30 protein-coding genes, 1 pseudogene and 1 riboswitch are annotated in these 26,173 nt (G+C 71.6%); of the genes and pseudogenes, 8 read left to right on the top strand and 23 right to left on the bottom strand.

The annotated features are described in order from the left end of the window. The first annotated feature begins 34 nt into the window (after positions 1 to 34). Positions 35 to 205, top strand: coding sequence for a hydrophobic protein (locus QQM39_RS05760; protein ID WP_301995539.1), 171 nt, complete (start codon positions 35 to 37; stop codon positions 203 to 205). A 39-nt stretch (positions 206 to 244) separates the two neighbouring features. Here QQM39_RS05760 and QQM39_RS05765 read toward each other — a convergent pair whose 3' ends face one another. The 13 genes from QQM39_RS05765 to QQM39_RS05825 are packed head-to-tail and all read right to left on the bottom strand — an operon-like array spanning position 245 to position 10,201. Beyond that, the gene (locus QQM39_RS05765) at positions 245 to 529 is read right to left on the bottom strand and encodes a gas vesicle protein K (protein ID WP_274245718.1); all 285 of its coding nucleotides are present in this window, start codon (positions 527 to 529) and stop codon (positions 245 to 247) included. Position 530: 1 nt separating this feature from the next. Continuing rightward, positions 531 to 713 (bottom strand): gas vesicle protein, encoded by a 183-nt coding sequence (locus QQM39_RS05770; RefSeq protein WP_301995540.1) that lies wholly within the window; start codon positions 711 to 713, stop codon positions 531 to 533. Then, a complete protein-coding gene (locus QQM39_RS05775; RefSeq protein WP_301995541.1) occupies positions 710 to 1,504 on the bottom strand; it encodes a GvpL/GvpF family gas vesicle protein in 795 nt (264 codons plus the stop codon). The genes QQM39_RS05770 and QQM39_RS05775 overlap by 4 nt, the downstream gene beginning before the upstream one ends. Continuing rightward, positions 1,501 to 1,827, bottom strand: a complete 327-nt coding sequence (locus tag QQM39_RS05780; protein WP_301995542.1) for a gas vesicle protein — start codon at positions 1,825 to 1,827, stop codon at positions 1,501 to 1,503. Before QQM39_RS05780 ends, QQM39_RS05775 begins: the two co-directional genes overlap by 4 nt. Further along, positions 1,824 to 2,948 (bottom strand): SRPBCC family protein, encoded by a 1,125-nt coding sequence (locus QQM39_RS05785; RefSeq protein ID WP_301995543.1) that lies wholly within the window; start codon positions 2,946 to 2,948, stop codon positions 1,824 to 1,826. The genes QQM39_RS05780 and QQM39_RS05785 overlap by 4 nt, the downstream gene beginning before the upstream one ends. Further along, positions 2,948 to 3,763 (bottom strand): DNA primase, encoded by an 816-nt coding sequence (locus tag QQM39_RS05790; protein WP_301995544.1) that lies wholly within the window; start codon positions 3,761 to 3,763, stop codon positions 2,948 to 2,950. Before QQM39_RS05790 ends, QQM39_RS05785 begins: the two co-directional genes overlap by 1 nt. Continuing rightward, positions 3,760 to 4,023, bottom strand: a complete 264-nt coding sequence (locus tag QQM39_RS05795; protein WP_301995545.1) for a gas vesicle protein GvpG — start codon at positions 4,021 to 4,023, stop codon at positions 3,760 to 3,762. The genes QQM39_RS05790 and QQM39_RS05795 overlap by 4 nt, the downstream gene beginning before the upstream one ends. A gap of 4 nt (positions 4,024 to 4,027) precedes the next feature. Beyond that, positions 4,028 to 4,798 carry a GvpL/GvpF family gas vesicle protein gene (locus QQM39_RS05800; protein WP_301995546.1) on the bottom strand — a complete coding sequence of 257 codons (771 nt, stop codon included), beginning with the start codon at positions 4,796 to 4,798 and terminating at the stop codon, positions 4,028 to 4,030. Next, the gene (locus QQM39_RS05805) at positions 4,795 to 5,220 is read right to left on the bottom strand and encodes a gas vesicle structural protein GvpA (RefSeq protein WP_301995547.1); all 426 of its coding nucleotides are present in this window, start codon (positions 5,218 to 5,220) and stop codon (positions 4,795 to 4,797) included. The genes QQM39_RS05800 and QQM39_RS05805 overlap by 4 nt, the downstream gene beginning before the upstream one ends. Before the next feature lie 52 nt (positions 5,221 to 5,272). After that, complete coding sequence (locus QQM39_RS05810; RefSeq protein ID WP_301995548.1) at positions 5,273 to 5,605, bottom strand: gas vesicle protein; 333 nt, start codon at positions 5,603 to 5,605, stop codon at positions 5,273 to 5,275. A gap of 60 nt (positions 5,606 to 5,665) precedes the next feature. Next, positions 5,666 to 6,595 (bottom strand): non-homologous end-joining DNA ligase, encoded by a 930-nt coding sequence (gene ligD / locus QQM39_RS05815; RefSeq protein WP_301995549.1) that lies wholly within the window; start codon positions 6,593 to 6,595, stop codon positions 5,666 to 5,668. Further along, positions 6,592 to 8,439, bottom strand: coding sequence for a transketolase (locus QQM39_RS05820; protein WP_301995550.1), 1,848 nt, complete (start codon positions 8,437 to 8,439; stop codon positions 6,592 to 6,594). Before QQM39_RS05820 ends, ligD begins: the two co-directional genes overlap by 4 nt. Next, positions 8,426 to 10,201, bottom strand: a complete 1,776-nt coding sequence (locus QQM39_RS05825; RefSeq protein WP_301995551.1) for an NAD(P)/FAD-dependent oxidoreductase — start codon at positions 10,199 to 10,201, stop codon at positions 8,426 to 8,428. The genes QQM39_RS05820 and QQM39_RS05825 overlap by 14 nt, the downstream gene beginning before the upstream one ends. A 197-nt stretch (positions 10,202 to 10,398) precedes the next feature. Here QQM39_RS05825 and QQM39_RS05830 point away from each other — a divergent pair, with 197 nt between their 5' ends. Both QQM39_RS05830 and QQM39_RS05835 read left to right on the top strand, forming a co-directional pair. After that, positions 10,399 to 11,355: an LLM class F420-dependent oxidoreductase gene (locus QQM39_RS05830; protein WP_301995552.1), complete on the top strand. Its 957-nt coding sequence runs from the start codon at positions 10,399 to 10,401 to the stop codon at positions 11,353 to 11,355. Between the two features lie 19 nt (positions 11,356 to 11,374). After that, a complete protein-coding gene (locus QQM39_RS05835; protein ID WP_301995553.1) occupies positions 11,375 to 12,466 on the top strand; it encodes an enolase C-terminal domain-like protein in 1,092 nt (363 codons plus the stop codon). 19 nt (positions 12,467 to 12,485) lie between these two features. Here the strand turns inward: QQM39_RS05835 and QQM39_RS05840 are convergent. After that, a pseudogene (locus QQM39_RS05840) lies at positions 12,486 to 13,461 on the bottom strand (SDR family NAD(P)-dependent oxidoreductase). After that, positions 13,461 to 13,982 (bottom strand): phage holin family protein, encoded by a 522-nt coding sequence (locus tag QQM39_RS05845; RefSeq protein ID WP_301995554.1) that lies wholly within the window; start codon positions 13,980 to 13,982, stop codon positions 13,461 to 13,463. The pseudogene QQM39_RS05840 and the gene QQM39_RS05845 overlap by 1 nt, the downstream one beginning before the upstream one ends. Positions 13,983 to 14,119: 137 nt before the next feature. On the opposite strand from QQM39_RS05845, the gene QQM39_RS05850 reads away from it, so the two are divergent. Further along, positions 14,120 to 14,476 (top strand): VOC family protein, encoded by a 357-nt coding sequence (locus QQM39_RS05850; protein WP_301995555.1) that lies wholly within the window; start codon positions 14,120 to 14,122, stop codon positions 14,474 to 14,476. Positions 14,477 to 14,520: 44 nt separating this feature from the next. On the opposite strand, the gene QQM39_RS05855 is transcribed toward QQM39_RS05850, so the two are convergent. The 8 genes from QQM39_RS05855 to QQM39_RS05890 all read right to left on the bottom strand — a co-directional run bounded on the left by QQM39_RS05855 (position 14,521) and on the right by QQM39_RS05890 (position 23,205). Beyond that, positions 14,521 to 15,081: a GNAT family N-acetyltransferase gene (locus QQM39_RS05855; RefSeq protein ID WP_301995556.1), complete on the bottom strand. Its 561-nt coding sequence runs from the start codon at positions 15,079 to 15,081 to the stop codon at positions 14,521 to 14,523. Positions 15,082 to 15,103: 22 nt separating this feature from the next. Next, positions 15,104 to 15,358, bottom strand: a complete 255-nt coding sequence (locus QQM39_RS05860; protein WP_301995557.1) for a LapA family protein — start codon at positions 15,356 to 15,358, stop codon at positions 15,104 to 15,106. A gap of 56 nt (positions 15,359 to 15,414) precedes the next feature. Continuing rightward, complete coding sequence (locus tag QQM39_RS05865; RefSeq protein WP_301995558.1) at positions 15,415 to 17,193, bottom strand: CocE/NonD family hydrolase; 1,779 nt, start codon at positions 17,191 to 17,193, stop codon at positions 15,415 to 15,417. 143 nt (positions 17,194 to 17,336) lie between these two features. Then, positions 17,337 to 18,275 (bottom strand): LD-carboxypeptidase, encoded by a 939-nt coding sequence (locus QQM39_RS05870; RefSeq protein ID WP_301995559.1) that lies wholly within the window; start codon positions 18,273 to 18,275, stop codon positions 17,337 to 17,339. Then, complete coding sequence (locus QQM39_RS05875) at positions 18,272 to 20,236, bottom strand: prolyl oligopeptidase family serine peptidase (RefSeq protein WP_301995560.1); 1,965 nt, start codon at positions 20,234 to 20,236, stop codon at positions 18,272 to 18,274. Before QQM39_RS05875 ends, QQM39_RS05870 begins: the two co-directional genes overlap by 4 nt. Positions 20,237 to 20,241: 5 nt before the next feature. Next, positions 20,242 to 21,546, bottom strand: coding sequence for a M20/M25/M40 family metallo-hydrolase (locus QQM39_RS05880; protein WP_301995561.1), 1,305 nt, complete (start codon positions 21,544 to 21,546; stop codon positions 20,242 to 20,244). Next, positions 21,539 to 22,372 (bottom strand): M55 family metallopeptidase, encoded by an 834-nt coding sequence (locus tag QQM39_RS05885; protein WP_301995562.1) that lies wholly within the window; start codon positions 22,370 to 22,372, stop codon positions 21,539 to 21,541. The genes QQM39_RS05880 and QQM39_RS05885 overlap by 8 nt, the downstream gene beginning before the upstream one ends. A gap of 164 nt (positions 22,373 to 22,536) precedes the next feature. After that, positions 22,537 to 23,205 (bottom strand): hypothetical protein, encoded by a 669-nt coding sequence (locus QQM39_RS05890; protein ID WP_301995563.1) that lies wholly within the window; start codon positions 23,203 to 23,205, stop codon positions 22,537 to 22,539. Between the two features lie 65 nt (positions 23,206 to 23,270). After that, positions 23,271 to 23,457, top strand: a riboswitch (cobalamin riboswitch). A 29-nt stretch (positions 23,458 to 23,486) separates the two neighbouring features. Between QQM39_RS05890 and QQM39_RS05895 the strand changes: the two genes are divergently transcribed. From QQM39_RS05895 to QQM39_RS05910, 4 genes are read left to right on the top strand one after another with little or no spacing between them, the layout of a single operon-like run. Next, entirely contained in the window at positions 23,487 to 24,194 is a 708-nt protein-coding gene (locus QQM39_RS05895) for an energy-coupling factor ABC transporter permease (RefSeq protein ID WP_301995564.1), read from the top strand. Continuing rightward, positions 24,191 to 24,565 (top strand): energy-coupling factor ABC transporter substrate-binding protein, encoded by a 375-nt coding sequence (locus QQM39_RS05900; RefSeq protein ID WP_301995565.1) that lies wholly within the window; start codon positions 24,191 to 24,193, stop codon positions 24,563 to 24,565. Before QQM39_RS05895 ends, QQM39_RS05900 begins: the two co-directional genes overlap by 4 nt. A gap of 6 nt (positions 24,566 to 24,571) precedes the next feature. Further along, entirely contained in the window at positions 24,572 to 25,321 is a 750-nt protein-coding gene (gene cbiQ, locus QQM39_RS05905; RefSeq protein ID WP_301995566.1) for a cobalt ECF transporter T component CbiQ, read from the top strand. After that, positions 25,318 to 26,169, top strand: coding sequence for an energy-coupling factor ABC transporter ATP-binding protein (locus QQM39_RS05910; protein ID WP_301995568.1), 852 nt, complete (start codon positions 25,318 to 25,320; stop codon positions 26,167 to 26,169). The genes cbiQ and QQM39_RS05910 overlap by 4 nt, the downstream gene beginning before the upstream one ends. The last annotated feature ends 4 nt before the right edge of the window (positions 26,170 to 26,173 follow it).

A 26,173-nucleotide genomic window follows, 5' to 3' on the forward strand; every position in this document is an offset into this window, starting at 1 on the left:
ATTTCTGGTGACTCGGCGAGCAGGAGGTCAAATCATGGTTCCTATTCTGCTCGTGTTGCTGCTGGCCCTGATCCTTTTCGGTGCCGGATTCGCGCTGAAGGCCCTGTGGTGGATCGCGATCGCGGTTCTCGTGGTGTGGCTCCTCGGTTTCGTCCTGCGTGGCACGACCACGGCAGGCGGCAGGGGCCGCTGGTATCGGTGGTGAGTTGATTTCACTCCCAGGGAAATCAACGGGGAACTCATTTCACTCCCTGGGAAGAAGCGGTCCCAGCGGCCCGAGGTCCAGGTTCAGGTCCTCGGGCCGCAGTCCGTAGCGCTCGCGCAGCTCGGTCATACGGTCGTCGAGCAGCATCAGCGTGAGCCCGATCCGTTCCTCCTGCTCCTCGCTCAGGTCACCCTCGTCGAAGCGGCGCAGCGCCTGGCGCTCCATGAGCTGGCGCAGCAGTTCCACGACCGTCAGGACGAGTTTCACCAGGTCGCGTTCCACGGTGTCGGGCTCGAGGTCCAGCCGGTTGCGTCGGGACGTCATGTCAACTCCCCCAGGGTGACGGGACCTGCTCGTTGACGGAGCTGATCAGCGCGTTCAGGTCGATACGGACGAGGTCGACGTCCGCGATGCGCAGGGTGATGTCCCCCGTGACGACGACGCCTCCGGCGAGCAGCCGGTCGAGCAGGTCCACGAGCGCGATCTCGCGGCGTTCGACGACGGTCACGGGCCCACCTCCGGCTCCTCCACCGCGAACTCCCCGGTGAAGGAATAGGCCGCCCAAGGCCCGGTGAGTTCGACCCGGATTCCGGGGGCGTCGTCCTTGGCGCGGTCCACGAGCTCCACGAATTCCTCGGAATCCGCACGCGGCACCAGATAGGCGGCGTTGAGCACATTCTGCCCGGGTGCGCGGGAAAGCGCGGAGTTCTGCGGTGCGTGCAGCCGGGAATCCTCGGCGAACGAGGAAAGCGTTTCGTGCAGTCGGCCGGCGAATGCGGTGGCCCGGTGCCACACGTCCTCGCGGGCCTGTGTCTGCGTACGGCGCCGACGCAGATAGTCACGGCCCGACACGGCCTTCGCCTCGGGCCGAGGCTCGGTGGGCTTCGCGGCCTGAGCCGGTTCCGTTTCGGCGTACACCTTGACGCCCCACTCCACCCGCCCGTCCAGCCGGTCGAGGACGCGGCGGAAGTCCTCCTCGCGTGCCTCCATCATGGCCCGTACGCCGCTGTCGTCCCGGAAGACGGTGGCCAGCCGCAACGGCAGCGGGGTCGTGACGGCGGTGAGCGCGTCGATGACCGTCTGGTGTGCGCGGGCCGTCGCCGTGAGCCAGTCCAGGTCCTCCAGGTGGGCGCGCAGCGGCTCCTCGGCGAAGTCCGCCTCCGGCACCGTACTGACCACGGCGATCAGGCCGTGGTGCGTCAGCTGCTTCGGCGGCGCCCCGGCGACCCCCGACAGCTGGGCCTGCAGGGCGGAGCGAAAGGGGCGGCAGACGGCGTAGACGTAGCGCAGGCCGGTCATGGGGCCTCCTCCTCTTCCCTGGCGGGCTCCAGCCGGGCCAGACGCTCGCGCAACTCGGCGTTCTCCCGGGCGAGTTCTTTGCGGCGGGCGCCTGAGGACAGTGCCGGATCGTCCTCCCACCAGTCGATGCCCATCTCCTTCGCCTTGTCGACCGAGGCGACGATGAGGCGCAGCTTGATGGTGAGCAGCTCGATGTCGAGCAGGTTGATCCGGATGTCGCCCGCGATGACGATGCCCTTGTCCAGCACCCTTTCCAGGATGTCGGCGAGATTGGCGCCGCTGCCCTGGCCGTAGGGCTCGGGGAGCCGGCTGGACATCGTCATCGTCGGCTCCCGCCGCCGGCGTCTTCGGGTACGTCCTCGTCCTCGTCCTCGTACGCGTCCTCGGGTTCGTCTTCGTCCTCGCGCTCTTCGTCCTCGTCCTCTTCGTCTTCCTCTTCCTCGTACGCGTCCTCGGGCTCCTCGTCCTCCGCGTACTCGCCGTTCTCCTCGTTCTCGCCGTTCTCGCCGTTCACCTCGTTCTCGCCGTTCACCTCGTTCTCGTCGTACTCCTCGTCCTCCTCCGCGACCGCGTCCTCATGGCTGCGGACGACCTCGCCGTCGTGGATCTCGCCGCGCCAGCCGTCCTCCGGCTCTCCCTTGAGGGTGACGAAGCGGACGTAGTTCTTGAGGTCGAGACGGGCCCGGCGGCCCTGGGCGCGCCAGAGGTTGCCGGTCTTCTCGAACAGGCCCTTCGGGTAGTACTCGACCACCAGCAGGACGCGGGTGAGGCTGTCGGCGAGCCGGTGGAAGGAGACGACGCCCTTCGTGGTGCCCTTCGCGCCCTCCGACGTCCAGGCGATCCGGTCGTCCGGTATCTGCTCGGTGGTGTGCGCCTTCCAGCTGCGGTTGGACCAGAAGACCTTGAGCTGCCAGTCGGAGGTCGTGTCATCGGCGCGCTCGGCGCTCTTCACGCCCTTCGCGAAGGTGCTGAACTCCTGGTACTGGGTCCACTGGTCGTACGCGGAGCGCAGCGGTACGCCGACGTCGACGTACTCGATGATGACGGTGGGCTTCTTGCCCGCCGCGCCCTTGCCCTTCCCCTTGCCGTCCTCCCCCTTGCCGGTGAGGTTCTTGAACGCCCCGACCACGTTGTCCTTGGCGCTTGTCGCGCCGACCTCCAGCGCGGTGCGCAGCGGGCCCTTGCCGTCGGCGAGCTTGCGGCCGCCGTCGAGGGCCAGCTTGGCCAGGCCCGGGCTGTTGCCCTCGGCTATGTCGTTCAGCTTGACCGTGGCCTCGCCGAGTTTGCGGCCGGCGCCGACCAGCATCCGCTGGGCCTGCGCGGCGAGGTACTCCTGGAGTTCGGCCTTGAGCCGGTCGGCGGCCTCGCTGTGGGCCACGCCGGCGAGTGGTTGCTTCGCTGCTCCGCGGGCGGCGGAGCTCGCGGATCCGAGTGTCTCGGTCATCACCCGTCACCGCCCTTCGACTGGCGCGCCCGGCCGCTGCGGGCGGATCCGCGGGCCCCGGCCGTCTTCCGGTCGGCCGACTTGGCCGTCCCGCTCCGCTTCGCCGCCGCCTTCCTGGGCGCTGTCCTGCCGGCGGTGGTCTTCTTCGCCGCCGTCTTCTTCGCGGGTGCCTTCTTGGCCGCCTTCTTGGCGGTCTTCTTCGGCGCGCCCCGCTGCGCCGTCGCCTTCCGGGACGGCTCCTCGCCCTCGGGCCCTTCCTCGGATTCTTCGGGTTCCTCGGATTCTTCGGGTTCCTCGGATTCTTCGGGTTCCTCGGATTCTTCGGGTTCCTCGGATTCTTCGGGTTCCCCGGATTCTTCGGGTTCCTCGGATTCCTCGGGTTCCTCGCGTCCCTCGGGCTCGTCCGATGCGCGTTCCTCGTCCTCGGCGCGCGGCTCCTCGTCCTCGGTCTCCTCCTCGGACTCCTCGTCCTGCCCGCCGAGATCCGGCGTCGGCACCGCCCCCGACAGCTGCTCGCGCATCTTGGCGGTGCGTCCGTGCAGCCGGTCGGCGAACGCGTCGAGCCGGCGCTCCACCAGGGCGCCGGACGCCGCCCCGCCCACACCGCGCAGGTCCTCGCGCAGCTGGTCCCCGATCTCCTTGAGCTGCGGGTTGTTCTGCAGCTGCTGGGACACCAGGTCCGTGACGGCCCGCGGGCTCAGATTCATTCGCTTGCCTGCCACGAGCGAGCCGACGGCGAACGCCAGTTTCATCTTCTTCGTCCGTCCGAGGACGTATCCGGCCCCTACCGCGAGGCCCAGTCCCACTCGGTTCATCGTGCCGTCCCGTCGCCGTTCCCGTAGCCTGCGCGCAGGCCGATCTCCAGCCGGTCGAGGAGCTCGTCCTCCCGGCGGTCGAACTCCTCCTCGTCGATCTCGCCCGCGGTCAACTGCTCCTCCAGGCTCGCCAGTTCGGCCCGTACAGCGGCCGGGTCGTAGTAGAGGCGTTCCGCCTCGTGCAGCACCTGTCTGATCACCCAGCCGCTGCCGCGCACCGGGGCGAACGGCAGCAGCAGGACCTCTCCGATCAGTCCCACGACCTCACTCCTTCGCCGTTTCGCCGCCGGACATGCTGTCCGCGGGCTCGGCGGGGCCGGGCTCGACGAAGCTGTACGGCGGCAGCGGGCCGTTGACGCGCAGGTCGAGGTGCGGATGGCCCTTGCGGAGCTGCTCGACGGCGGTCATGAACGTCTCGGCCGAGTCCCGGGCGACCAGGAACGACACGTTGGCGAGCCAGCCGGTGGACTCGGGACCCACGCTGACCGCGTCCGCCACCGGTTGCAGCGTGTGCTGGACATCGGTCGCGTCCTCGGCCTCCTGGGCCTTGACCGCGGCGGCCACCATCTCGCCGAGCCGGAGCCGCTCCTCGTAGGTTCCGCCGCCGGACTGCCGGTTGGCCTGCGTCATGGCCCGGATCTCCGGGTTCTCGGCCAGGACGCGGTGCAGCACGGCCTCCTCGGCGTGCGTGGCCTTCACGTTGTACTCGACCTTGCCGTCGAGGGCCCGCAGGCGTTCCTTGTAGTGCTCCTCACGTTCGGCGAGCACCCCGGTGACCGTGTGGTCGTCGGGGGCGACACTGCCGAACCGCATGGGCAGAACGCAGCCGGCCGCGCCCGCCTCGGCGAGCACGTTCGAGTGGGCGAGCAGTTCCTTGCGCTTGGGGCGCAGCTCTTCGGGGGCGTCGCTGACCAGGGCGGCGAGCGCACCCTCCTTCAGGACGCGCACGGGGCGCGGCGGGTCGCCGACACCGCCCAGGTCCTTCGGAAGGTCGGGATGCGACCTCGCGGTGATGCCGTACACGTACGTACTCACTCCTGCTCCTCCTTCCTGCGCGTCGTGGTGGACTTCCGGGTGCGCTGCCTGGGCTCCGCCTCGCCTTCCCCACGCGCCTGCTTGAAGGCGTCGGAGATGGTCTCCGCGGCACCGGACAATGCCCCCTTGGACTTGCCGCGCGCGCCGGACTCGGTGATCTCACCGACCATGTCGGGCAGGCCCGGCGACTTGCGCGGCCCGGCCTCCAGGTCGAGCCGGTTGCACGCCTCGGCGAAGCGGAGATAGGTGTCGACGCTGGCGACGACGACACGGATGTCGATCTTCAGTATTTCAATGCCGACCAGGGAGACTCGCACGAAAGCGTCGATCACCAGCCCCCTGTCGAGGACGAGCTCCAGTACGTCGTAGAGGCCGCTGCTGCCGCCTCCGCCGCCGGTCTGCTGTGCCGGGACAACGGTCATGCCGACCGTTCCTCCTTGTCTCATCACGGTGTGCTGGGCGTGGGCGGGCGGCCTACCGACCGCCTGGCCTGTGTGCGTCGGAACGGCCACGTTCGTAGCGGCGCACGCGCCGATACCCGGTGAGCTGTCCCTCGGGGTCGAGATCTACCTGGTAGCTCGCCATGAGACTCATCGTGTCGGGGACGCGGACCAGTTCCAGGACCTCGATCTCGAGCGTCCAGCCGTCCTCCGTCTGCTCGAAGGACGACACGGTCTCCGCGTTCATGCCGGTGAGTTCGGCGAGCTGGGTCCGTGCCTGGCGCAGGACCTCCATCGGGGTCGGTCGCTCGTCCGCCCCGCCCGTCTGCCGTCTGGATGACTTGGGTGTGTTCTGTGAATCATTCATGGGCGCCTCCTGCGCCGAGTGGCCAGGAAGGCGCGGGCCAAACCCCCTGGGGCGGCTTCTTCAACCCCGCAGTGCGTCGAGCCGGCGCCGGGCCGGTGCGAGGGCGCGGCCCCGGTCCAGCAGCCCGGACCACGGGTTGGTGCGGGCGTGCTCCACGGCGTCGGCGATGCTCCAGCGACGGGCGTCCAGGTCGGGGTCGTCCAGCTCGGCCCAGGTCAGGGGCGTGGCGACGGGTGCGCCGGGCCGGGCGCGGACGGTGTAGGGGACGACGGCGGTCTGGGCGTAGCCGTTGCGCTGCACGTCGAGGTAGAGGCGGTCGCCGCGGTCCTTCTTGCGGGCGGCGGTGGTGAGCCGGTCCGGGTGGGCCGACTCGAGCAGGCCGGCGACGTCCTTGGCGAATTCCCGGACCTCGTCGAAGTCGTGGTGCCCGTTCAGCGGTACGACGATGTGCAGTCCGCGCGAGCCGGTGGTCATCGGCGCCGAGGGCAGCCCCAACTCGTCGAGCAGCTCACCGAGCAGCCCGGCCGCCTCCCTGACCTGCGCGAAGGAGTCCTGGCCCGGGTCGAGGTCGAAGACCAGCCGGTCGGGCCGGTCGAGGCGGTCGGTGCGGGAGAGCCAGCGGTGCAGGGTGAGGCAGGCCTGGTCGGTGAGGAAGACGAGGCTCGCGGTGTCGTCGCAGACCGTGTGACAGACGGTGCCGTCCTCTTTGGGCACCTCGACCCGCGTGATCCACTCCGGGTAGTTCTCCGGGGTGTTCTTCTGCATGAACCTCGGCCCGTCGACGCCGTCGGGAAGCCGCTCCAGCATCAAGGGGCGGCCGCGCAGATGCGGCAGCATGAACGCGGCGACGGACCGGTAGTAGTCGACGAGGTCGCCCTTGGTGTACTCCTTGGCGCCGCCGCCACCGGGGAACAGGACCTTGTCGACGCGCTGGACCTCGACGGTACGGCGACCGGCCCGCACCTTCCTCGTGGCGTCGTCGCCGGTCATCGTACGACGGCCTCCTCCACCAGCAGCTTGCCCGCGGCGGCGATGGACGCGGCGTCGATGCCGGCCGCGTGCAGCTGCTCGTCCGGGGACGCCGAGCCCGGCATCACGCGGACGGCGAGGCGCACCAGGCGCGGCACGGGGCGCCCGTCGAGGAAGGCGTCGAGGACGGCGTCGCCGATGCCGCCCTCCTCGTGGTGGTCCTCCACCGTCAGCAGGCAGCCGGTGTCCTCGGCGGCCTGGCGCAGGGTGGCCCGGTCGACGGGTTTGACGGAGTAGAGGTCGACGACCCTGACCTGGATGCCCTCACGGTCCAGGGCGTCGGCGGCGGCGAGGGCCTCGTGCACGGTGGTGCCGGCGGCGACGACGGTCAGCCGGTCGTAGGGGCTGGACCGCAGCACCTTGCTGCCGCCGACGGGGAACTCCTCGTCGGGGCCGTAGATGACCGGGCCGGCGCCGCGGGAGGTGCGCAGATAGCGGACGCCTTCCAGTCCGGCCATGGCGGCGACGAGCTGGGCGGTCTGGTTGGCGTCGCACGGGTACAGCACGGTCGAGCCGTGCACGGCGCGCATCATCGCCAGGTCCTCCAGGCCCATCTGGCTCGGCCCGTCCTGCCCGATCGCGACGCCGGCGTGCGAGCCGACGAGGTTGATGCCGACGCCGCTGACCGACGCCATGCGCACGAAGTCGTGGGCGCGGGTCAGGAAGGCGGCGAAGGTGGAGGCGTACGGCACCCAGCCGCGCGTCGAGAGCCCCACCGCGGCGGCGACCAACTGCTGCTCGGCGATGTAGCACTCGAAGAAGCGGTCGGGGTGTGCCTTGGCGAAGAACTCGGCGCGGGTGGAGTCGCTGACCTCGCCGTCGAGGGCGACGACGTCACCGCGGCCGGCGCCGAGGGCGGCGAGCGCCTCGCCGTAGGCGTTCCGTGTGGCGACCTCCTCCCCCTTCTCCCAGCGGGGCAGTTCGAGGTGCCCGGCCGGGACGGCGTGCAGCATGCGGGCGGCGGGCGGTTCGTGGACGCGCACCTGGATGTCGCGGGGGCCGCCGAGCTCGGCGATCGCCTCGTCGGCGTCCGGCAGCGGCTTCCCGTGCAGTCCTTCACGGTCCTGGACGGACTGGACGCCCTTGCCCTTGAGCGTGCGGGCGAGGACGACGGTGGGCTGCCCGCTGGTGGACCGCGCCTCCCCGTACGCCCGGTCGATGGCGTCCACGTCGTGCCCGTCCACCTCGATGGTGTGCCAGCCGAAGGCCTGGAAGCGGCGGGCGTAGGCGTCGAGATCATGGCCGTGCCGGGTCGGGCCGCGCTGGCCGAGCCGGTTCACGTCGACGATCGCGGTGAGGTTGTCCAGATGCTCGTACGCCGCGTGCTCGGCGGCCTCCCACACGGACCCCTCGGCGAGCTCACTGTCACCGCACAGCACCCACACCCGGTACCCGGCCCGGTCGAGCCGCTTCCCGGCCAGCGCGATCCCGACCCCGATCGGCAGCCCCTGCCCGAGCGATCCGGTGGCCGTCTCCAGCCACGGCAGCCGGCGCGGCGTGGGGTGCCCTTCGAGACGGCTGCCGATCTTGCGGAAGGTGAGCAGTTCGCCGTCCTCTATGGCGCCCGCCGCCTTGTACGCCGAGTACAGCAGGGGCGAGGCGTGTCCCTTGGACAGGACGAAGCGGTCGTTGCCGGGGTGGGCGGGCCGGTCGAAGTCATAGCGGAGGTGGTTCGCGAGGAGTACGGCCGTCAGATCGGCGGCAGACATCGACGACGTCGGATGCCCCGACCCGGCCGCAGCTGAGGCCCGCACACTGTCCACCCGCAACTGCTGGGCGAGCTCGACGAGTTCAGCGGTGTTCATGAGGCTCCTTCGGAGGGGTTGTGGGAGCGGGGTTCAGGGGTTCGGGCGGTTCGGGGGCTGTGGGGGTGTCGGGGTGGGGCTTGTGGGTGGATGGGGTGCCGGGCGCGGGGGTGCCGGGGTGGGGTTCGCCGCCCGGTGGGGGGTCGGGCCGCTTCACGGGGCCAGGGGGTTCGGCGTGCTTGGCGGCGTCGGGGTCCTGGACAGGGTCGGGGGGTTCGGACTTCTCGGGGTTGCCGGCGCGGCCACCCGAACCCGAAGCCCCGCCCCCCTTGACGGCATCGGGGCGCCGGACGGAAAGGGGCGCGCCGAAGCGCTTGCTGTTCTGGGCCTCGGCTGCATTGGGGTGATCTGCGGGGTTCGGCGATTCGAAGCCCTGCGTGGCGGTCCCTGCCCCCGCCCCCTTCGCAGGCTCACCCCCAGCCCGACCCCCCGCTCCCCCCGCCCCCTCCTGCTCCGCCCGCCCCGGCACCCGAGCCACCTCCGGCGACGCGGTGTCCAGCGGTACCGACCAGGCCCGTACGAGGCCCAACTGGACGGCCTGGCGCGGCAGTACGGCGTCCAGGAGCCAGTCGGCGGCGACGCGGATGCGGTTGCCGGGCATCGCGGCGAGGTGGTAGCCGCGGGTGACCGCGCCCGCCGCCACGCCGGACAGGTGGACGCCGAGCGGGTTGGCGGCCGCCTTGACGCCGCCCAGGTCCACGACGAAGCCCATGTCACGGTGGCGGTAGGCGCGCCGCTCGCCGATGCCGAGGGACGCGGCGACGTTGTGGGCCACGGCCTTGCCCTGCCGCCAGGCGTGCTGGGCGGTCATCGGCGTGTACGCGCCGGGCTTCTCCAGGTCGGGCACGGCGGCCCCGTCCCCGGCGGCGAACACCTCGGGCCGGCCCGGCACTTGGAGGTGCGGGTCGACGAGGAGGCGGCCCCGTTCCAGGGGCAGCCCGAGGGACTCGGCGAGCGGATCGGGCCGTACGCCGACGCACCACACCAGCGTGCGCGTGTCGACGACCTCGCCGTCGGTCAGCAGCACTCCGCCGTGTGTGGCCTCCTTCACGGAGGTGCCCATCCGCACCTCCACGCCCCGCTGCCGCAGCACCCGGTCGGCGGTGCGCGACAGCCGCTCGTCCAGCTCGGGCAGGACGCGGTCGGCGATGTCGAGCAGCAGCCAACGGGGCCGTATACCTGCCCGCAGGGGGTGTTTGCGTACCTGGGCGTCGGTGAACAGCTTGCCCTGCGCGGCGACCTCCGTACCGGTGTATCCGGCGCCCACCACCACGAAGGTGCACCGCGCCGAGCAGTTCTCGGGGTCGTCGGCGGCGGCCGCCAGTTCCACCTGCCGGGTCACGTGGTCCCGCAGATACAGCGCCTCGGGCAGGCCGCGGAAGCCGTGCGCGTGCTCGGCGACGCCGGGGATGGGCAGCAGCTTGTTGACGCTGCCCGCGGCGAGGATCAGCCGGTCGAAGGTCAGCGTCCCGCCGTCGCCCTCGGGACCGGTGTAGTGGACAGTGCGCCCGTCGAGGTCGATGGCCTCGGCCTCGCCCAGCACGAGCCGGACGTGCGGCAGGGTGCCGGAGAGCGAGACGGTCACCCGGCGCGGTTCCAGGATGCCGGCGGCGACCTGGGGCAGCAGGGGCAGGTACAGGAAGTAGTCGGTCGGGTTCAGCAGGGTGATGTCGGCTTGGTGCCGGGTGAGCCGGGACAGGGTGCGGGCTGCCCGGTACCCGGCGAATCCGGCGCCGACGATCACTATGCGGGGTCGACTCACGGTTGGCCTCCGGGGCTGTGGCGTACCTCGGGAGCCTTCCGCGTCCCCCTGGTCAAGGCCCCCAAACGTCGCCTCCGGCCGGGGCCGGTCTCCGGCACGCCGTCCCGGCCGGCCCGGTTTCCCGCCGGGCCGCCGGGTACCCGGACGGCGACCCGTCCCCGCCGCACACTCGACGCGGCAGTCCCGGAGGTGTCCCCATGCCCGAGTACGGCTACTTCCTGGCGTGCGAGGAGTTCCGTCCCGCCGAACTCGTCGAGCAGGCGAGGATGGCGGAACAGGCCGGATTCCAGTCGCTGTGGATCTCGGACCACTACCACCCGTGGAACGACGCACAGGGCGAGAGCCCGTTCGTGTGGTCGGTGATCGGCGCGATCTCGGAGGCGGTGTCGCTGCCGATCGAGACGGCCGTGACCTGCCCGACCGTGCGGATCCACCCGGCGGTGGTGGCGCAGGCGGCGGCGACCTCCGCGGTCATGACGAACGGCCGCTTCCGGCTCGGCGTCGGCTCCGGCGAGGCCCTGAACGAGCACATCCTCGGCCATGTCTGGCCGCCCGCGAGCGTGCGCCTGGAGATGCTGGAGGAGGCGATCCAGATCATGCGCCGGCTGTTCACCGGCGAGGAGGTCAGCCACTACGGCAGCCACTACCGGGTGGAGAACGCCCGCCTCTACACGGTCCCCGACGAGCCGGTCCAGATCGACATCTCCGGCTTCGGCCCGGCGGCGACGTCACTGGCGGCCCGGGTCGGCGACGGCTTCATCACGATGATGCCGGACGAGGAGCTGGTGACCCAGTTCCGCAAGGGCGGTGGGCACGGCAAGCCGGTCATGGGCGGCACGAAGGTCTGCTACGGCACCGACCGCGACGAGGCCGTACGGACCGTACGGCGAATGTGGTCGAACCAGCTGCTGCCCGGCGAGATGGCCCAGATCCTGCCCTCGCCGCGCCATTTCGAGCAGCTGGAACCGCTGGTCACCGAGCAGATGGTGAGCGAGAACACGGTGTGCGGGGACGACGTCGACGAGCACCTGTCCGAGCTGAACGCCTTCGCCGACGCGGGCTTCGACCGGGTCTACGTCAGCCAGATCGGCCCCGACCAGCGCGGCTTCTTCGACTTCTACCGTACGAAGGTGCTGCCGCAGCTGCAGCGGTGACGAGGGGCGGGCCCACGCGATGAAACTCCGTCTCCCTGTCGTCTCCGTGTACACGGTGCCCACCGACGCCCCCGAGGCGGACGGCACGCTGGCCTGGAACTCCACGACCGTGGTGATCGCCGAGGTGACGGCGGGGGACGCGACCGGCACCGGCTGGACGTACGGCCCGGCGGCGGTCGGCGACTTCCTGCGCGACCATCTCGCGCCCCTGGTCGAGGGACGCAACGCCCTGGACATCCCCGCCGCGCACGAGGCGATGTCCCGCGCGATCCGCAACGCGGGCCGCCCGGGCGTCGCCGCCTGCGCGATCTCCGCGCTGGACATCGCCCTGTGGGACCTCAAGGCCCGCCTCCTCGAACTGCCCCTGGCCCGGCTGCTGGGCATCTGCCGGGAAGACGTCCCGGTCTACGGCAGCGGAGGCTTCACCACGTACCACGACACGCATCTGGCCGCGCAGTTGAACGGCTGGGTGCACGGCCAGCAGATCCCGCGGGTGAAGATCAAGATCGGCGAGGACTGGGGCCGCGCGGTCCTGCGCGACCTCTCCCGCGTCGAAGCGGCCCGCCAAGTGATCGGCGCCGAGGCCGAGTTGTACGTCGACGCCAACGGCGCCTACACCCGAAAGCAGGCGGTCCGCGTGGGCCGGGCCCTCGCCGAGCACGGCGTCGGCTGGTTCGAGGAGCCGGTGTCCTCGGACGACCTGACGGGCCTGCGCCTGATCCGCGACGCCTTGCCGTGCGACATCACGGCCGGCGAATACGGCTACGACCTCCCGTACTTCGCCCGCATGATCGCCGCGGGCGCGGTCGACTGCCTCCAGATCGACGCGACCCGCTGCGGCGGCCTGACCGAGTTCCTGCGCGCCGCCGCCCTGGCCCAGGCCCACGGCCTGCAGGTCTCGGCCCACTGCGCACCGCACGCCCACGCCGCCGCGTGCGCCGCGATCCCCAACCTCCGCCACATCGAGTGGTTCCACGACCACGTCCGCATCGAGGACATGTTCTTCGACGGCGCCCTGGACCCGAGGGGCGGCACGGTGACCCCGACGCAGGGTATCGGTCACGGGCTGACGCTTAGGGCGGAGGATGTGCAGGAGTACCGGGTCGCCTAGGCCAGGCCCGACAGAGCCCCTATCGGCGAACCAGGCGGCTCAGCCGTCGTGCCGCGAGCACACCGGCGCCGAGCGTGAGTGCCTGTCCCATCCGGCCGCGATTCCGCGAGAGCCACTCCTGTGAGCTGCCCCGATGGGACTCGTCGTCGAAACGCCCGTGCGCCCCGAAGTCACGTCCCCGCGCCCCGTCCGCCGGTGTCCACAGGTTCCCCGGACCCGGCTGTTCGCCCTCGTCCTGCTGTGCCTCGAAACCGGTCTTCGCCAGATAGCGGTCCAGCAGGCCGGGAACGACCGCGTTGGCCACCAGTGTCGCGACCGTGGAGCCCCCCACCCAGTACTCCCGCCGCCGTCCGTGGCCGGCCGCATGCACGATCGCCCGTGCGGCGACCTCGGGCTGGTACACCGGCGCCACCGGCCGGGCCCGCCCCGGGAGTCGGTTCAACACCCAGTCGAACTGCGGGGTGCTGACAGCCGGCAGCTGCACCATCGTCGTACGCACCCGGCTGCCCTCGCGCAGCAGCTCGCACCGCAGTGACTCTCCCCCACTGCCATGTGGTGCAGGGCGGCCCGGGTGCCGAACACATAGCCCAGGTACGTCACTTCGGTCACCCGCCGGAACTCGTCCGGGGTGATCTCGGTGAACGGCGCGTAGATGCCGGCGAAGGCGTTGTTGACCCAGACGTCGATGCGCCCATGGGGGTCCCCCACGCCCTTAAGGCAGTGGGGGAGCGTCGACGACCTTCTGCGCCGCGTCGTCGACGGCCTTCGCGTCGGCCATGTCCACGCTCACGACCAGGGCCTCACCACCGGCCCGCTGCACCTCGTCCGCCGCCCCGGCGAGGCCCTCACGCCCCCCGGGCCAGCAGGGCGACCCAGTCGCCCCGCGCGGCGAAGGCGAGGGCCGCGGCCCGGCCGACGCCGCCGCTGGCCCCCGTCACCACGACGGCCCTGCCACGTCCCGGCAGGGCGGTCTCCCACGGCCCGCGCACGCGCATCACGCCCGGTGGTGCGGCTGCTCGGGGTCGATGTCGTCCGGATGCGGCGTCCGCGCGTCGGGCATGTCCGGCGTCACCGCGCCGGACACTCCCGTCCCGGGCGGGCCGGGCGGCATCGGCGGGTACGGCAGACCGAGGCCGCCCGGCGGGGCGGCCGGGGCCGTGCCGCCGACGGTGCGTCCATGGGCGGCGGCCGGCTCGGCCTCGTGCTCCGGTGTCGGCCGGGACGCCGACGGGCGTGCCGCGCTCCGCAGCACATACGCCACGGCGCCGAGAATGACCGCGGTGATCAGCGCGGCGGCCCAGTCCGGCAGCCCGGTGGCGAGGCCCAGCCCCAGGGCGAGCGCGAGGGCGGCGCCCGCGTACAGGGCGACGGCGCCGGAGCCGGCGTACAGCATGGCCCGGCGGCGTTGCCGGCGCGTCTGCTCGCGCAGTTCGTCCCGCACGGTCTCGCGCGCCACCTGCGCCAGCTCGTCGACCAGTTCCTTGTCCAGGTGCTCAAGATGATCCAAGCGGTTCATGGCCGCCGAGTACCCGTACGCGCGTACGGGTAACGCGCTCGGTCACGCTCCGGTACCGGCGCGTGAGCCACCGCCGGAGTGAGGGGATCGCGTGAAACGATCTCCCTCTGCGAGCGCCCCCAACTAGGCTCGTCCGCATGGAGATTCTGGGAACCACGCTGCGCGTATGCGTCGACGACCTGGAGAGGGCAGTCCCCTTCTACGAGCGCCTCGCGGGCGGCACAGCCCTCCGCTTCGAACGCGGTGGCGTGCAGGTGGCCGCGATCGGCTGCTTCCTGCTGATGAGCGGCCCCGAGGCCGAGCTGGAGGTGCTGCGCAAGGTCGCGGCCACGATCGCCGTCAAGGACGTCGACGAGGCCCACCGGGTGCTCAGCGAGCTGGGCGCGCACATCATCGCGGGTCCGGTGCCGACGCCGGTGGGCCGCAATCTGATCGCCATGCATCCGGACGGGGCGATCTACGAGTACGTGGACCGTCAGGGATCGGCGTCGTAGCTGAGGCCGTCCGGAGTCTTCAGGCCGGCGAGCTCGGCACGCGATCAGGATCGACGTCGAGCGCGCATCTCGGCGGTGACGGCCCACCGCTGATGGTCGCGCCAGGCCCCGTCGATGAAGAGCATGCTCGGCGAGAAGCCCTCCAGGCGGAAGCCGCAGGCGCGGGCGAGGGCGATCGAGGCGGTGTTGGCGGGCTGGACGTTGATCTCCAGCCGGTGCAGCCGCATCGGCCCGAAGGCGTGGCCCACCACCAGGTCCAGGCCCTCCCGCATCAGGCCCCGCCCGGCCGCGTGGGCGAAGGCGCCGTAACCGAGGGCCCCGCTCTGGAAGGCGCCCGCGACGATGTTGTTGATGTTGATGAACCCGGCGATCCCGCCGCCGTCGTCCTTCGCGCAGACCAGGAACCCCGCCTTGGTCGGATCCTCGATCAGCCGCCCCGCGTAGGCGGCGTACGCGGCGGCGCTGTCCGGCGGGAAGAGCCACGGCTGATGCAGTTCCTTGCTCTCCCGGACACGCGCGGTGAACTCACCACCGTCCTGGTAGGTGAAGTGGCGTATGCCCACGCGAGGGCCTTCGGCGAGATAACGGGACGCGGGATGAGGCATTCCGCCAGCCTACGACTGCGCCCTAACGACGCCGGCCCATGAAGAGCGCACCGCACAGCGCCCCGATGACGCCCGTGCCGAGCAGCGCCAGCCACAGCGGCATCGTCACCTCGGGAATCAGCAGCCGGATCTCGGTGTCGCGGGTGTTCTCGAAGATGAAGATCAGCGCGAGGGCGACGAGCACCAGCACGGCGACCCTGGCGGGGGTCAGCGCCTCGCGCAGGCCACCCCACCGCCCGCCGCCCCTCCCGCCGATCTTCGAAGACTTCGCGGTCATATGACAAGAATGCTCCCGAGCGCGCGCTCACGCACGGTGAGCGGCCGGCAGTGCCCTCAGCCGACGACCGGCAGCCGGAGCACCCCCGTCTCCCCGGGCGCGCTGACCACCGTCACCTGCTTGATCCCCCGGTTCCCGAAGTACGCGTCGTCACTCGCGGCGATCACGAACCGCAGCCGGTGCCCCTTCTCGTACCGGTGCACGATCCCCGGCAGGGTCACGGTGAAGCTCTTCGTGACGTCGGGCACGCGGACCGGTGCGACCAGCCGGTGCACCAGCGTCTGCTTGCCGTCGGGCGCGACGTCGTACAGCTTGGCGAACAGGACGAGCTTGTCGGCGGCGTCCTGCGAGTGCTGGGCCCGCTCGGCCTTCGGGGAGACGACCTTCAGCGTGGCCCGGGGGGCGCCGACGACGTCGGTGGTGCGCGCGAGCGGCTCGCTGGTCCAGCCGAGGTAGGTGCCCGGGGTGTCGTACGGCGCCGGGTCCGGCAGCCCGAGGACCCCGTACAGCGAGCTCTCCGAATGGCTCGTGGAGACGAGCCAGTTGGTGTACGTACGGCTGCCGCGCGCGACCTTGCCTCGGTTGTCGACGAGCTTGCCGTCGCCGGAGAGGTAGAGGGTCCGGCTGAGCGCGGGGACGCGGTCGGCGGTGGCGTACGTACCGTTGGGGTCGGTGATCCAGTCGCGGTAATAGGCGAAGGCCGGCCCGGTGTCGACGTTCTTCTTCCCCAGGTAGCGGTCGAACCAGGCGAGGATGCGGCGGCCGACGTAGCTGGTCTCCAGGTTGCCCTGGCCGAGGTTGAGTTCACCGGCGGCCGGGTCGCTGATGCCGCCGCTGTGCCCCCAGGACTGCCAGATCATCTTCGTCGCGGTCCCCTGGCCCTTGAGCGTCTTGTACGTCGCTGTCGCCTCGTTGAGGTTGAAGAGGCTGTCGGCCTGGCCCTGGACGAGGAGGGTGGGTGCCTTGACGCGGTTCAGGTACGACACCGGCGAGACACTGCGCGCGTAGGCGAGCAGTTCGGCGGTCTGCTTCGCCGGGTAACGGCCGGAGTTGAGGGTGCGGACGGTGTCGCAGGCCTTGGTGACGAAGTGCAGGCAGGCCAGGGAGTTGATGCGGGAGGGGTCGAGGTTCGGTTCCAGCAGGGGCTGGCCCTCGCCGATGAGGTAGAAGCCGTTGGCCCACTGCCATTTGAAGGCGCCGGGCACGCTGCCGCTGCCGACGGCGTTGTTCGGGTCGAGGGAGTAGGCCAGGTCGTTCCAGGTGATCATCGGCACCAGGGCGTCGAGGCGCTGGTCGACCGCGGCCGTGGCCAGCTGGATGGCCCCGCCGTAGGAGCCGCCCACCATGCCGACGCGCGGGTCGCCGGGGGCGTCGAGGGTGACGAAGTCGGCCTTCGTGCCGTCGTCGGCGGCGCGTGTGCCGCCCAGGAAGTCGACCAGCCGTGCGGCGGCGACACCGTCGATGGTGGGGTCGTCGAGCGAGATCAGGCAGCCGGACCTGCCGAAGCCGAGCCCCGAGTAGACGAGGGAGACGTACCCGCGCTGGGCGAAGGCCTTGCCGATGGCGTCGGTCGAGCCGTCGGACTTGCTGCCGCCGAAGCCGTTGGTGGCGAGGACGGCGGGCGCGAGGTGGGCGCGGTCCACGCCCGCGGGCCGGTACAGGTCGGCGTCGACGGTGCAGGTGCGGCCGCCTGCCTGGACGGTGAACTTCAGGGCGGTGACGGTGAACTGGCCGGTCGCGGCGGCGGCCGGAGCCGTGAGCGCGAGGGGTGCGGTGAGCGTGGCGCCGAGGACGAGGGCGAGTGGGGCTCGGAATCTGGGCAACCGACGGGACACAAGGACCTCCACACTGAGGCACGCTGGGTAACAGCCCTGCTTACCGACCAGTAAGTACTGGCCGGTTGTCATGGTGTGACACGTGTCAGACGAGGTCAATCGCCGTGACGGAGGTTTCTTGACGGAGATTCAGTGGAGGTGGGTCAGGTGAGGGCGGGCTCGTCGAGGGTCAAGGTCCCCGCGTCGGCGTCGAGTTCGGCGCCCACCCCGAAGGGAATCGTCAGCGCCCCTTCACCGTGCCCGAACCCGAACTCCTCCACAACGGGCACACCGAGGCCACCCAGTCGGTCCAGGAGCAGCGCACGCACCCGCTCGTACGGCTCGCACTCCTGCCACGACCCGAGCAGCACCCCGCGCACGCCGTCGAACAGGCCGGCGCGCAGGAGTTGGGTGAGGTAGCGGTCGAGCCGGTACGTCTCCTCGCCCACGTCCTCCAGGCACAGCAGGCCGCCGCGTGCGGAGGTCCTGGCATGCGGGGTGCCCGCCTCGGCGGCGAGCAGGCAGAGGCAGCCGCCGAGCGTGACGCCGCGCGCCCGGCCGGGGACCAGCGCGGAGCCGCCGGTGGAGGTGATCGTGCGGACCGACTCCGGCGCGAACAGGGTGGCCTTCAGATGCTCCTGCGCCCGCGCGTTCTTGATGAAGTCGACGCCCGCCGCCATCGGCCCGTAGAGCGTGGCCAGACCCAGCCGAGCGGCGAACGCCTCGTGCAGCACGGTGATGTCGCTGAAGCCGACGAACACCTTCGGTCCGGCCGCCCGCATCGCCTCCCAGTCGAGCAGGTCGATCATCCGCTGCACTCCGTACCCGCCCCGGGCGCACAGCACCGCGTCCACGGACGGATCGCACCAGGCGGCCCGCAGGTCGGCGGCCCGGTCGGCGTCCGTGCCCGCCAGATAGTCGAACTCGCCGTGCCGGTCCAGCACATGGGACGCCACCACCGGGTCGAGGTCCCAGCCGCGCAGCACGTCGAGCCCGGCCTGCAGCCGCTCCTCGGGCACGGGCCCGCTGGGGGCGACGACGGCCACGCGGGCGCCGGGAGCGAGTCGGGACGGCCGTACGAGTGGCCGTACGGGCGCCTTCACTTGGCGAGCTCCAGCTTCGGGATCCCGGGCGGGTTCAGCCCGAAGACCTGGGCGTACAGGGAGAGTTCGGCCTCCAGGACACGGATCATCGTCTCCGCCCGCCGGAATCCGTGGCCCTCCCCCTCGAAGGCGATGTAGGCGTGCGGTACCCGGCGGCCCTCCAGGCGGGCCAGGAACCGCTCGCACTGGGAGGGAGGGCAGATGACGTCGTCCAGGCCCTGCAGCAGCAGGAAGGGCGCGGTGAGTCGGTCGGCGTGCGCGGCGGGTGAGCGTTCCGCGTAGCGTGCCGGTACCTCGGCGAGCGGTCCGACCAGGGTCTCCAGGTACTGCGACTCGAGGTCGTGGGTCTCTCCGGCGCCCCAGCCGGCCAGGTCGAGGATGGGGTAGAGGATCGTGCCGCAGGCGTAGACGTCGGTCGTGGTGAGCGACGCGGCCGCGGTCCAGCCGCCCGCGCTGCCGCCGCGGATGGCGAGCCGGTCGCGGTCGGCGGTGCCCTCGTCGGCGAGGGCGAGCGCGACGGCCGCGCAGTCCTCGACGTCGACCACGCCCCACTGCTCGCGCAGCCGGTCGCGGTAGGCCCTGCCGTAGCCGGTGGAGCCGCCGTAGTTGACCTCCGCGACCCCGATGCCGCGCGAGGTGAAGTAGGCGATGGCCAGGTCGAGCACGAGGGGTGCCCGTGAGGTGGGGCCGCCGTGCGCCCAGACGACGTACGGCGGCGGTGTGCCGCCGGGGGCGACGCAGCCGGGGTTGTGGGGCGGGTAGATGTGCGCGTGGATCTCGTCTCCGGCGGGGCCGGTGAAGGTGCGGATCTGCGGTTCGGGGTAGTAGGCGGGGTCGACGGCGTCGTCGTGCTCGGCGCCGATGACCCGGGCCCGGCCCGTACAGGTGTCGAGCTCGATCACCTCGTGCGCGCTGCGGGGGCTGGCGCCGACGGCGACGACCCTCTCGCCGTGTACCGCGAGGGTGGGCTCGAACTCCGTCCAGGGGCCCGCCGCGTCGACGATCTCGCCGGTCTCCGGGTCGAGGATCCCGAGGGCGGTCGACCCGCGGCCGTGCACGACGGCGATCAGTGCGCCGGCCAGCGGGGCGAACCAGCGCAGGCCCGGCTTCCACAGCGGCCCGCCGAACTCCTCCTCGCGCGGGCACAGGGGTTCGCCGTCGCGGTAGAGGTTCCACCAGCCGCTGCGGTCGCTCGCGTACAGCAACCGGCCGTCCTGCGACCAGTCCACCTGCGCGATGGACTCCTGCGGGCCCCCGGCGACGGCCCGCGGGCCGCCGAGCGTGCCGTCGGCGCCGACCTCCGCGACCAGCAGCTCCGTACCGTCCCACGGCATCCGCGGATGGTCCCAGACGAGCCACGCCGCGTGCCGCCCGTCGGGCGAGATCCGCGGCCCGGTGACGAACCGGTGCCGGTCGTCGGTGAGTTCGCGTACGGCGTCCCGGTGCTGGGCCGCCGAGCCGTCCAGCGGGACAGCCGCCAGGACGCGTCGCACATCGGTGGGCCCGTCTCCCGTGAATTCCTCCATTACGCACCACACTTCACCGAGTTCGAGCCGCACCTGCGGTTCCACCCAGCGCAGTCCACCGCCCACGGCGGACACGGGAGTGAGCGGACGCGGCTCGCCGCCCTCCTCGTACCGGTAGAGCCGCTGATCGGCGAAGTTGACGAAGACGACGAGCGGCCGGCCGTCGACCAGCATCCCCGCCCAGGGCTGTCCGCCGTACTCGACGACCCGGCTGCGCACGTTCCACGGAGCGGGCAGCACCGACTCCTCCCGGCCGTCGGCCCACCGCCGCACGAGTGTGCGCCGCCCGCCTTCCGCGGGCCGAGCCTCGGTCCACCACGCCTCGTCGCCGACGAAGCCCACGTACTCGGGATGCCCGTCGTGTGTGGCGGCGAGGGCCGCGTCGATGGGCGAGGGCCAGGAACCATACGCCAGCGTCCGCACTGTCTGTCTCAACTCCCCTAAGCCGTCCGCAGAAACCGGTCGAGGACACGGACGCCGAAATGCAGCGCCTCCACCGGCACCCGCTCGTCGACGCCGTGGAACATGGCCCCGTAGTCGTAGCCGTCCGGCAGCTTCAGCGGGGAGAAGCCGTAGCCGGTGATGCCGAGCCGGGAGAACTGCTTGGCGTCCGTGCCGCCGGGCATGCAGTACGGCACGACGTGCCCCTCGGGCGCGAACTCCTCGACGGCGGCGCGCATCCTGGCGTACGTCGGCGAGTCCACCGGCGACTGGAGCGCCACCTCGCGATGGTGGAACTCCCACTCCACGTGGGGCCCGGTGAGTTCGTCGAGGGTGGCGTCGAACTCGTCCTCCATGCCGGGCAGACAGCGGCCGTCGACGTAGGCCACGGCCTCGCCCGGGATGACGTTGACCTTGTAACCGGCTTCCAGCATCGTCGGGTTGGCGCTGTTGCGGACGGTCGCCTCGACGAGCCCGGCCGCCGGGCCGAGCTTCTCCAGCAGGCCGTCCACGTCGTCCAGGTCGGCCTCCAGGCCGTACAGCGCGGCGAGTTCGGTGAGGGCGGCACGGACCGTCGGGGTCAGCCGCAGCGGCCACTCGTGGGCGCCGATCCGGGTGACGGCGGCGGCGAGGCGGGTGACCGCGTTCTCCCGGTTGGGCCTGGAGCCGTGCGCGGCCCGCCCGCGTGCCGTGAGCTTGACCCAGCCGGTGCCGCGCTCCCCGGCCGCGATGGGATAGATCTGCCGCCCGCCACCGTCGTGGAAGGTGAAGGCACCGGCCTCGCTGATGCCCTCGGTGCAGCCCTCGAAGAGCCCCGCATGCCGGTCGGCGAGAAATCCGGAGCCGTCCTCGGCGCTCGCCTCCTCGTCGGCGGTGAACGCGATCACGACATCCCGCCGGGGCCGCACGCCTTCCCGCGCCCAGCCCCGGACGACCGCGAGGACCATCGCGTCCATGTTCTTCATGTCGACCGCGCCCCGGCCCCAGACGACCCCGTCGCGGATCTCCCCGGAGAAGGGGTGCACGCTCCACTCGGCGGCCTGCGCGGGCACCACGTCCAGGTGGCCGTGGACGAGCAGCGCGTCCGCCGAGGGGTCGGTGCCCTCGACGCGGGCGACGACGTTCGTACGGCCGCTCGTGCGCTCCAGCAGGGTGGGCTCCAGGCCCGCCTCGGCCAGCCGCGCGGCGGCGTACTCGGCGGCGGGCCGCTCCTGGCAGTCGCCGCCGCCCCGGTTGGTCGTGTCGATGCGGATGAGGTCGGAGGTGAACGTCACGACCTCGTCCAGTGCCTGCCCGTCAGCCATACTGCTCCTCCACCGCGGCCGAGACGATCGTGGTCACTGCCTTGAAGGTACGGATCGACTCGTACATCCGCTCGCTGGTGTACGCCACCTTCCGCTCCCCGATCCGTTCGACACCGGGGACGACGGTGGCGGCCATGGCGAGATGCTCGGCGTCGAACTCGACGGCGACGGTGAAGGGGCCGCCGCTCACCGGCTCCTGACGGACCGCCAGCGCGGCCGCCTCCTTGGCGGCGGCCCGGATGTCCGCGGCGGTCCTGGCCGGCGTACGGCACACGGCCGCGTACCGTGAGACGTGGTCCTTGACGGCGACCTTCAACGCCCCGGGCGCGTATCCGAGCGCGTCCTCGCAGGCCACGTCGTCGCCGGTGACGAGCACGACGGGCACGCCGTACTCGGCGACGACGTGCGCGTTCAGCAGCCCCTCGCTCGCCCGTACGTCGTTCAGCCACACCCCGGTGATGGAGTTGGCGAGGTAGGTGTGTGCGAGGACGCCCTCCATACCGGCGCCCGCGTGGTAGCCGACGAAGGCGATGCCGTCGACGTCGCCGTGCTGCACGCCCTCGACCATGGACAGCGCCTTGTGCCGGCCGGTGAGCATCTCCGCCCGCTCGTCGAGCCGCTCCAGCAGGAGGTTGCGCATGGTCCAGTGCGCCTCGTTGATGACGACCTCGTAGGCACCGCCGTCGAAGAAGCCCAGCACCGCGGCATTGACGTCCGAGGTGAACATCCCCCGGCACCGCTCCCACTGCGGCGTCCCGGGCAGCACGTCGGCCGGCCAGGTCACGCCGGTGGCGCCCTCCATGTCGGCGCTGATGAGGATCTTCATACCAGGCCCTGTCCTCTCCGGGTCAGAGAGCCGGCCGCCACGGCTCGGTGACATCAATGATCGACATCGGTTTCGTCGGCGAGGGCAGCGTGAGTGTAGACCGACATCGTCGTGTCGACGTGGCTTTGCCCCAGGATGGCCTGAGTCCGGCGCTCGGCGCCGCGTCAGAGCTCCGTTTCCAGCGAGTAGCTCAGCTCGCCGACACCGACGGGCGTCCAGGCGGCCCGCGGTTCGTCCTTGGTCCGGGCGACGTAGCGGCTGCGACGGGTGCCGGATGTGCGGGCCACGCGTACGACGCTGCAGGTCTGGTCCTCGATGAGGGCCAGCCGCACGTCCACGTCGCCGGATCGCCAGGCGTTCTCGTACGCGACCAGCAGGTGGGTGAGCGTCTTGGGCTGCATGACGTCGAAGGCCGGCGCCCACGGCGGCTCGCCCCAGTAGATCTCACCGACGACGCCGTCGGGCCAGGTGATGAAGAGGAACGTGGCCCGGATGTCGTTGTGGGCGGTGGCGACGTCGGTGGCGTAGAACTGCTCGATCTCCGCCGAGGTGCAGGCGGTCCTGAGCCGCAGCGTCCCGTCCGGGTTCGTCAGGAGGACCGCGTCGTTCTGGTCCCAGGCCGTCGTCGCCGTGTGCGGCGACACCACGTCCTGCGCGTCCTGGACGGAGGACCCCACGAGAACGCTCTCGTCCGCTGCCCCGCTCCCCGACGAACCGCCGGACCCCGAGGCGTCGCCGCCCTCGCGGCCGACCGCCCACGTCGCGCCCAGCGCGCCGATGAGCCCCACATTCGCCCTGCGTGTCAGGTCGCCCCGGGCGAGGAGAATCCTCATGTCCCATCAGGCGAACGCCACTTTCGCGCCCCCGAGGCGCGCTTGTCAGCCACCCTGTACGGGCACTACTGTCACCACGCCTTGGTGAACGGGAAATCCGGTGTGATGCCGGTGCGGCCCTCGCCACTGTGAATCGGGAAGTCCGGCTCCGGCCCTCACGGGCAGCCACTGGGTCCTTCGGGACCCGGGAAGGCGGAGCACGGGCGGTGGTACCCGTCAGCCAGGAGACCGGCCAAGGCGCGTCAACCATCCACGAGGTGCTGGAGAGGGTCTGCTGAGCCATGCACATAGCCGAGGGTTTCCTACCTCCGGCGCACGCGGTCGCCTGGGGCGTCGCGTCCGCGCCATTCGTCGTCCACGGAGTCAAGTCACTCACCCGTGAGGTCAGGGAGCACCCCGAGAGCACACTGCTCCTCGGCGCGTCCGGAGCCTTCACGTTCGTCCTGTCCGCGCTGAAGCTGCCCTCGGTGACCGGCAGCTGCTCGCATCCCACCGGCACCGGCCTCGGCGCCATCCTGTTCCGGCCGCCGATCATGGCGGTCCTGGGCACCATCACTCTGCTCTTCCAGGCGCTGCTGCTCGCGCACGGCGGCCTGACCACGCTCGGCGCCAACGTCTTCTCGATGGCGATCGTCGGGCCCTGGGCCGGATACGCCCTCTACAAACTGCTGCGGCGGTACGGCGTACCGCTGATGGTGGCGGTGTTCTTCGGGGCGTTCGTCGCCGACCTGTCCACCTACTGCGTCACCAGCGTCCAGCTCGCGCTCGCCTTCCCCGACCCGAGCAGCGGATTCCTGGGCGCGCTCGGCAAGTTCGGCTCCATCTTCGCCGTCACCCAGATCCCCCTCGCGGTGAGCGAGGGCCTGCTCACGGTGCTCGTGATGCGGCTGCTGGTGCAGTCCAGCAAGGGGGAACTGACCCGGCTGGGCGTGCTCCTCACCAAGAAGCAGTCCGGGACCGAGACCGAGACCGAGGCGGTGGGCCGATGAGCAGGAACACGAAGATCAACCTGTTGCTGCTGCTCGTCGTGGCCGCCCTCGCCGTGCTGCCGCTGGCCCTCGGCCTCGGCGACCACAAGGAGCAGCCGTTCACGGGCGCCGACGGCGAGGCGGAGTCCGCGATCAGCGAGATCGAGCCGGACTACAAGCCGTGGTTCTCGCCGCTGTACGAGCCGCCGTCCGGTGAGATCGAGTCGGGCCTGTTCTCCCTCCAGGCGGCCCTCGGCTCCGGTGTCCTCGCCTACTACTTCGGCCTGCGGCGGGGGCGGCGGCAGGGTGAGCAGCGGGCGCTGGAACGGGAGCCGGAGACCGAGAGCGTGCCCAGCGGCACCTCGGGGAAGTCCCCCGCAGAACAGGACTGAGCCCGCGTGCTGCCGATCGACGCGGCGGCGCACAGCAGTCGCTGGCGCCGCCGTCACCCCGTGGACAAGGCCGTGCTCGGGCTCGGTCTCACCGTGCTCGCGATCTCACTGCCGCCCTGGCCGGGCGCGGCCCTGGTGCTCCTGACGTCTCTCGTGGTGCTGCTGGGGCCGGCGGGCGTGCCTGGCCGCCGACTGTGGCGTGCCTACCGTGTGCCGTTGGGCTTCTGCGTGACCGGCGCGGTCACGTTGCTCGTCCAGGTCAGCGGGCCGGAGGGCTTCGTGTCCCTCGCCGACGACGGTCCGCTGCGCGCCGGTGAGCTGCTGCTGCGGACCTCGGCCGCCTCGCTCGGGGTACTGCTGTTCGCCTTCACCACCCCGATGTCCGACCTGCTGCCCCGCCTGGTGAAGGCCGGGGTGCCCGCGCCCGTCGTCGACGTCGCCCTGGTGACGTATCGCATGAGCTTCCTGCTGCTGGACTCGATGCGCCGGATCCGGGAGGCCCAGGCGGCCCGGCTCGGGCATGCCGGCCGGGCCGCGGAGTGGCGTTCCCTGGCCGGGCTCGGGGCCACCGCGTTCGTACGGGCCTTCGACCGGGCCACCCGGCTCCAGGCCGGGCTTGCCGGGCGCGGCTACGACGGCACCCTGCGCGTCCTGGTGCCCGAGGCCCGGGTCTCCGTCCGCTTCACGGCCGCGAGTTGCGCACTCCTCGCAGCGCTGGCCGCCGTCACCCTCGTACTGGAAAGGGCCCTGCCATGAGCGAGCCCACCGCACTGGTCGCCCTGCGGGGCGCGTCCTACGCCTACGAGGACGGCCCCGTCGTCCTCAGCGACCTCGACTTCGACGTCCGCGAGGGGCGCGCGCTGGCGCTGCTCGGCCGCAACGGCAGCGGCAAGACCACGCTGATGCGGCTGCTCAGCGGCGGACTGCGCCCGCACGACGGGCGGTTGACGGTGGAGGGCGTGCCGGTCACGTACGACCGCAAGGGGCTGACCCGGCTGCGTACGACCGTGCAGTTGGTGGTGCAGGACCCCGACGACCAGCTCTTCGCCGCGTCCGTCGCCCAGGACGTCTCGTTCGGCCCGCTGAACCTCGGTCTGCCCGATGTCGAGGTGCGCGCGCGGGTCGACGAGGCGCTCGCCGCCCTGGACATCACCGCGCTGGCCGACCGGCCGACGCACCTGCTGTCGTACGGGCAGCGCAAGCGGACGGCCATCGCGGGGGCCGTCGCGATGCGGCCGCGTGTGCTGATCCTGGACGAACCGACCGCCGGTCTCGACCCGGACGGACAGGAGCGTCTGCTCGCCACCCTCGACGGGTTGCGTGCGAGGGGCACCACGGTGGTCATGGCCACCCACGACGTCGACCTGGCTCTGCGCTGGGCGGACGACGCGGCGCTGCTCACCCCGTCCGGTGCACGTACCGGTCCGGCGCCCGCGATGCTGGCCCGCACCGATCTCCTGCACCAGGCCGGCCTGCGGCTGCCGTGGGGGGTGGCGGCGGCCCGACTCCTGTGCTCGCACGGCCTGTTGACCGAGTCGGCGGCCGGTCCGCGCACCGCCGAGGACCTGGCCGCCCTCGTCTCGGAGGCGACATATGACCGCTGAAAGC

Source organism: Streptomyces sp. DT2A-34, assembly GCF_030499515.1.
Classification (GTDB): Bacteria; Actinomycetota; Actinomycetes; order Streptomycetales; family Streptomycetaceae; genus Streptomyces.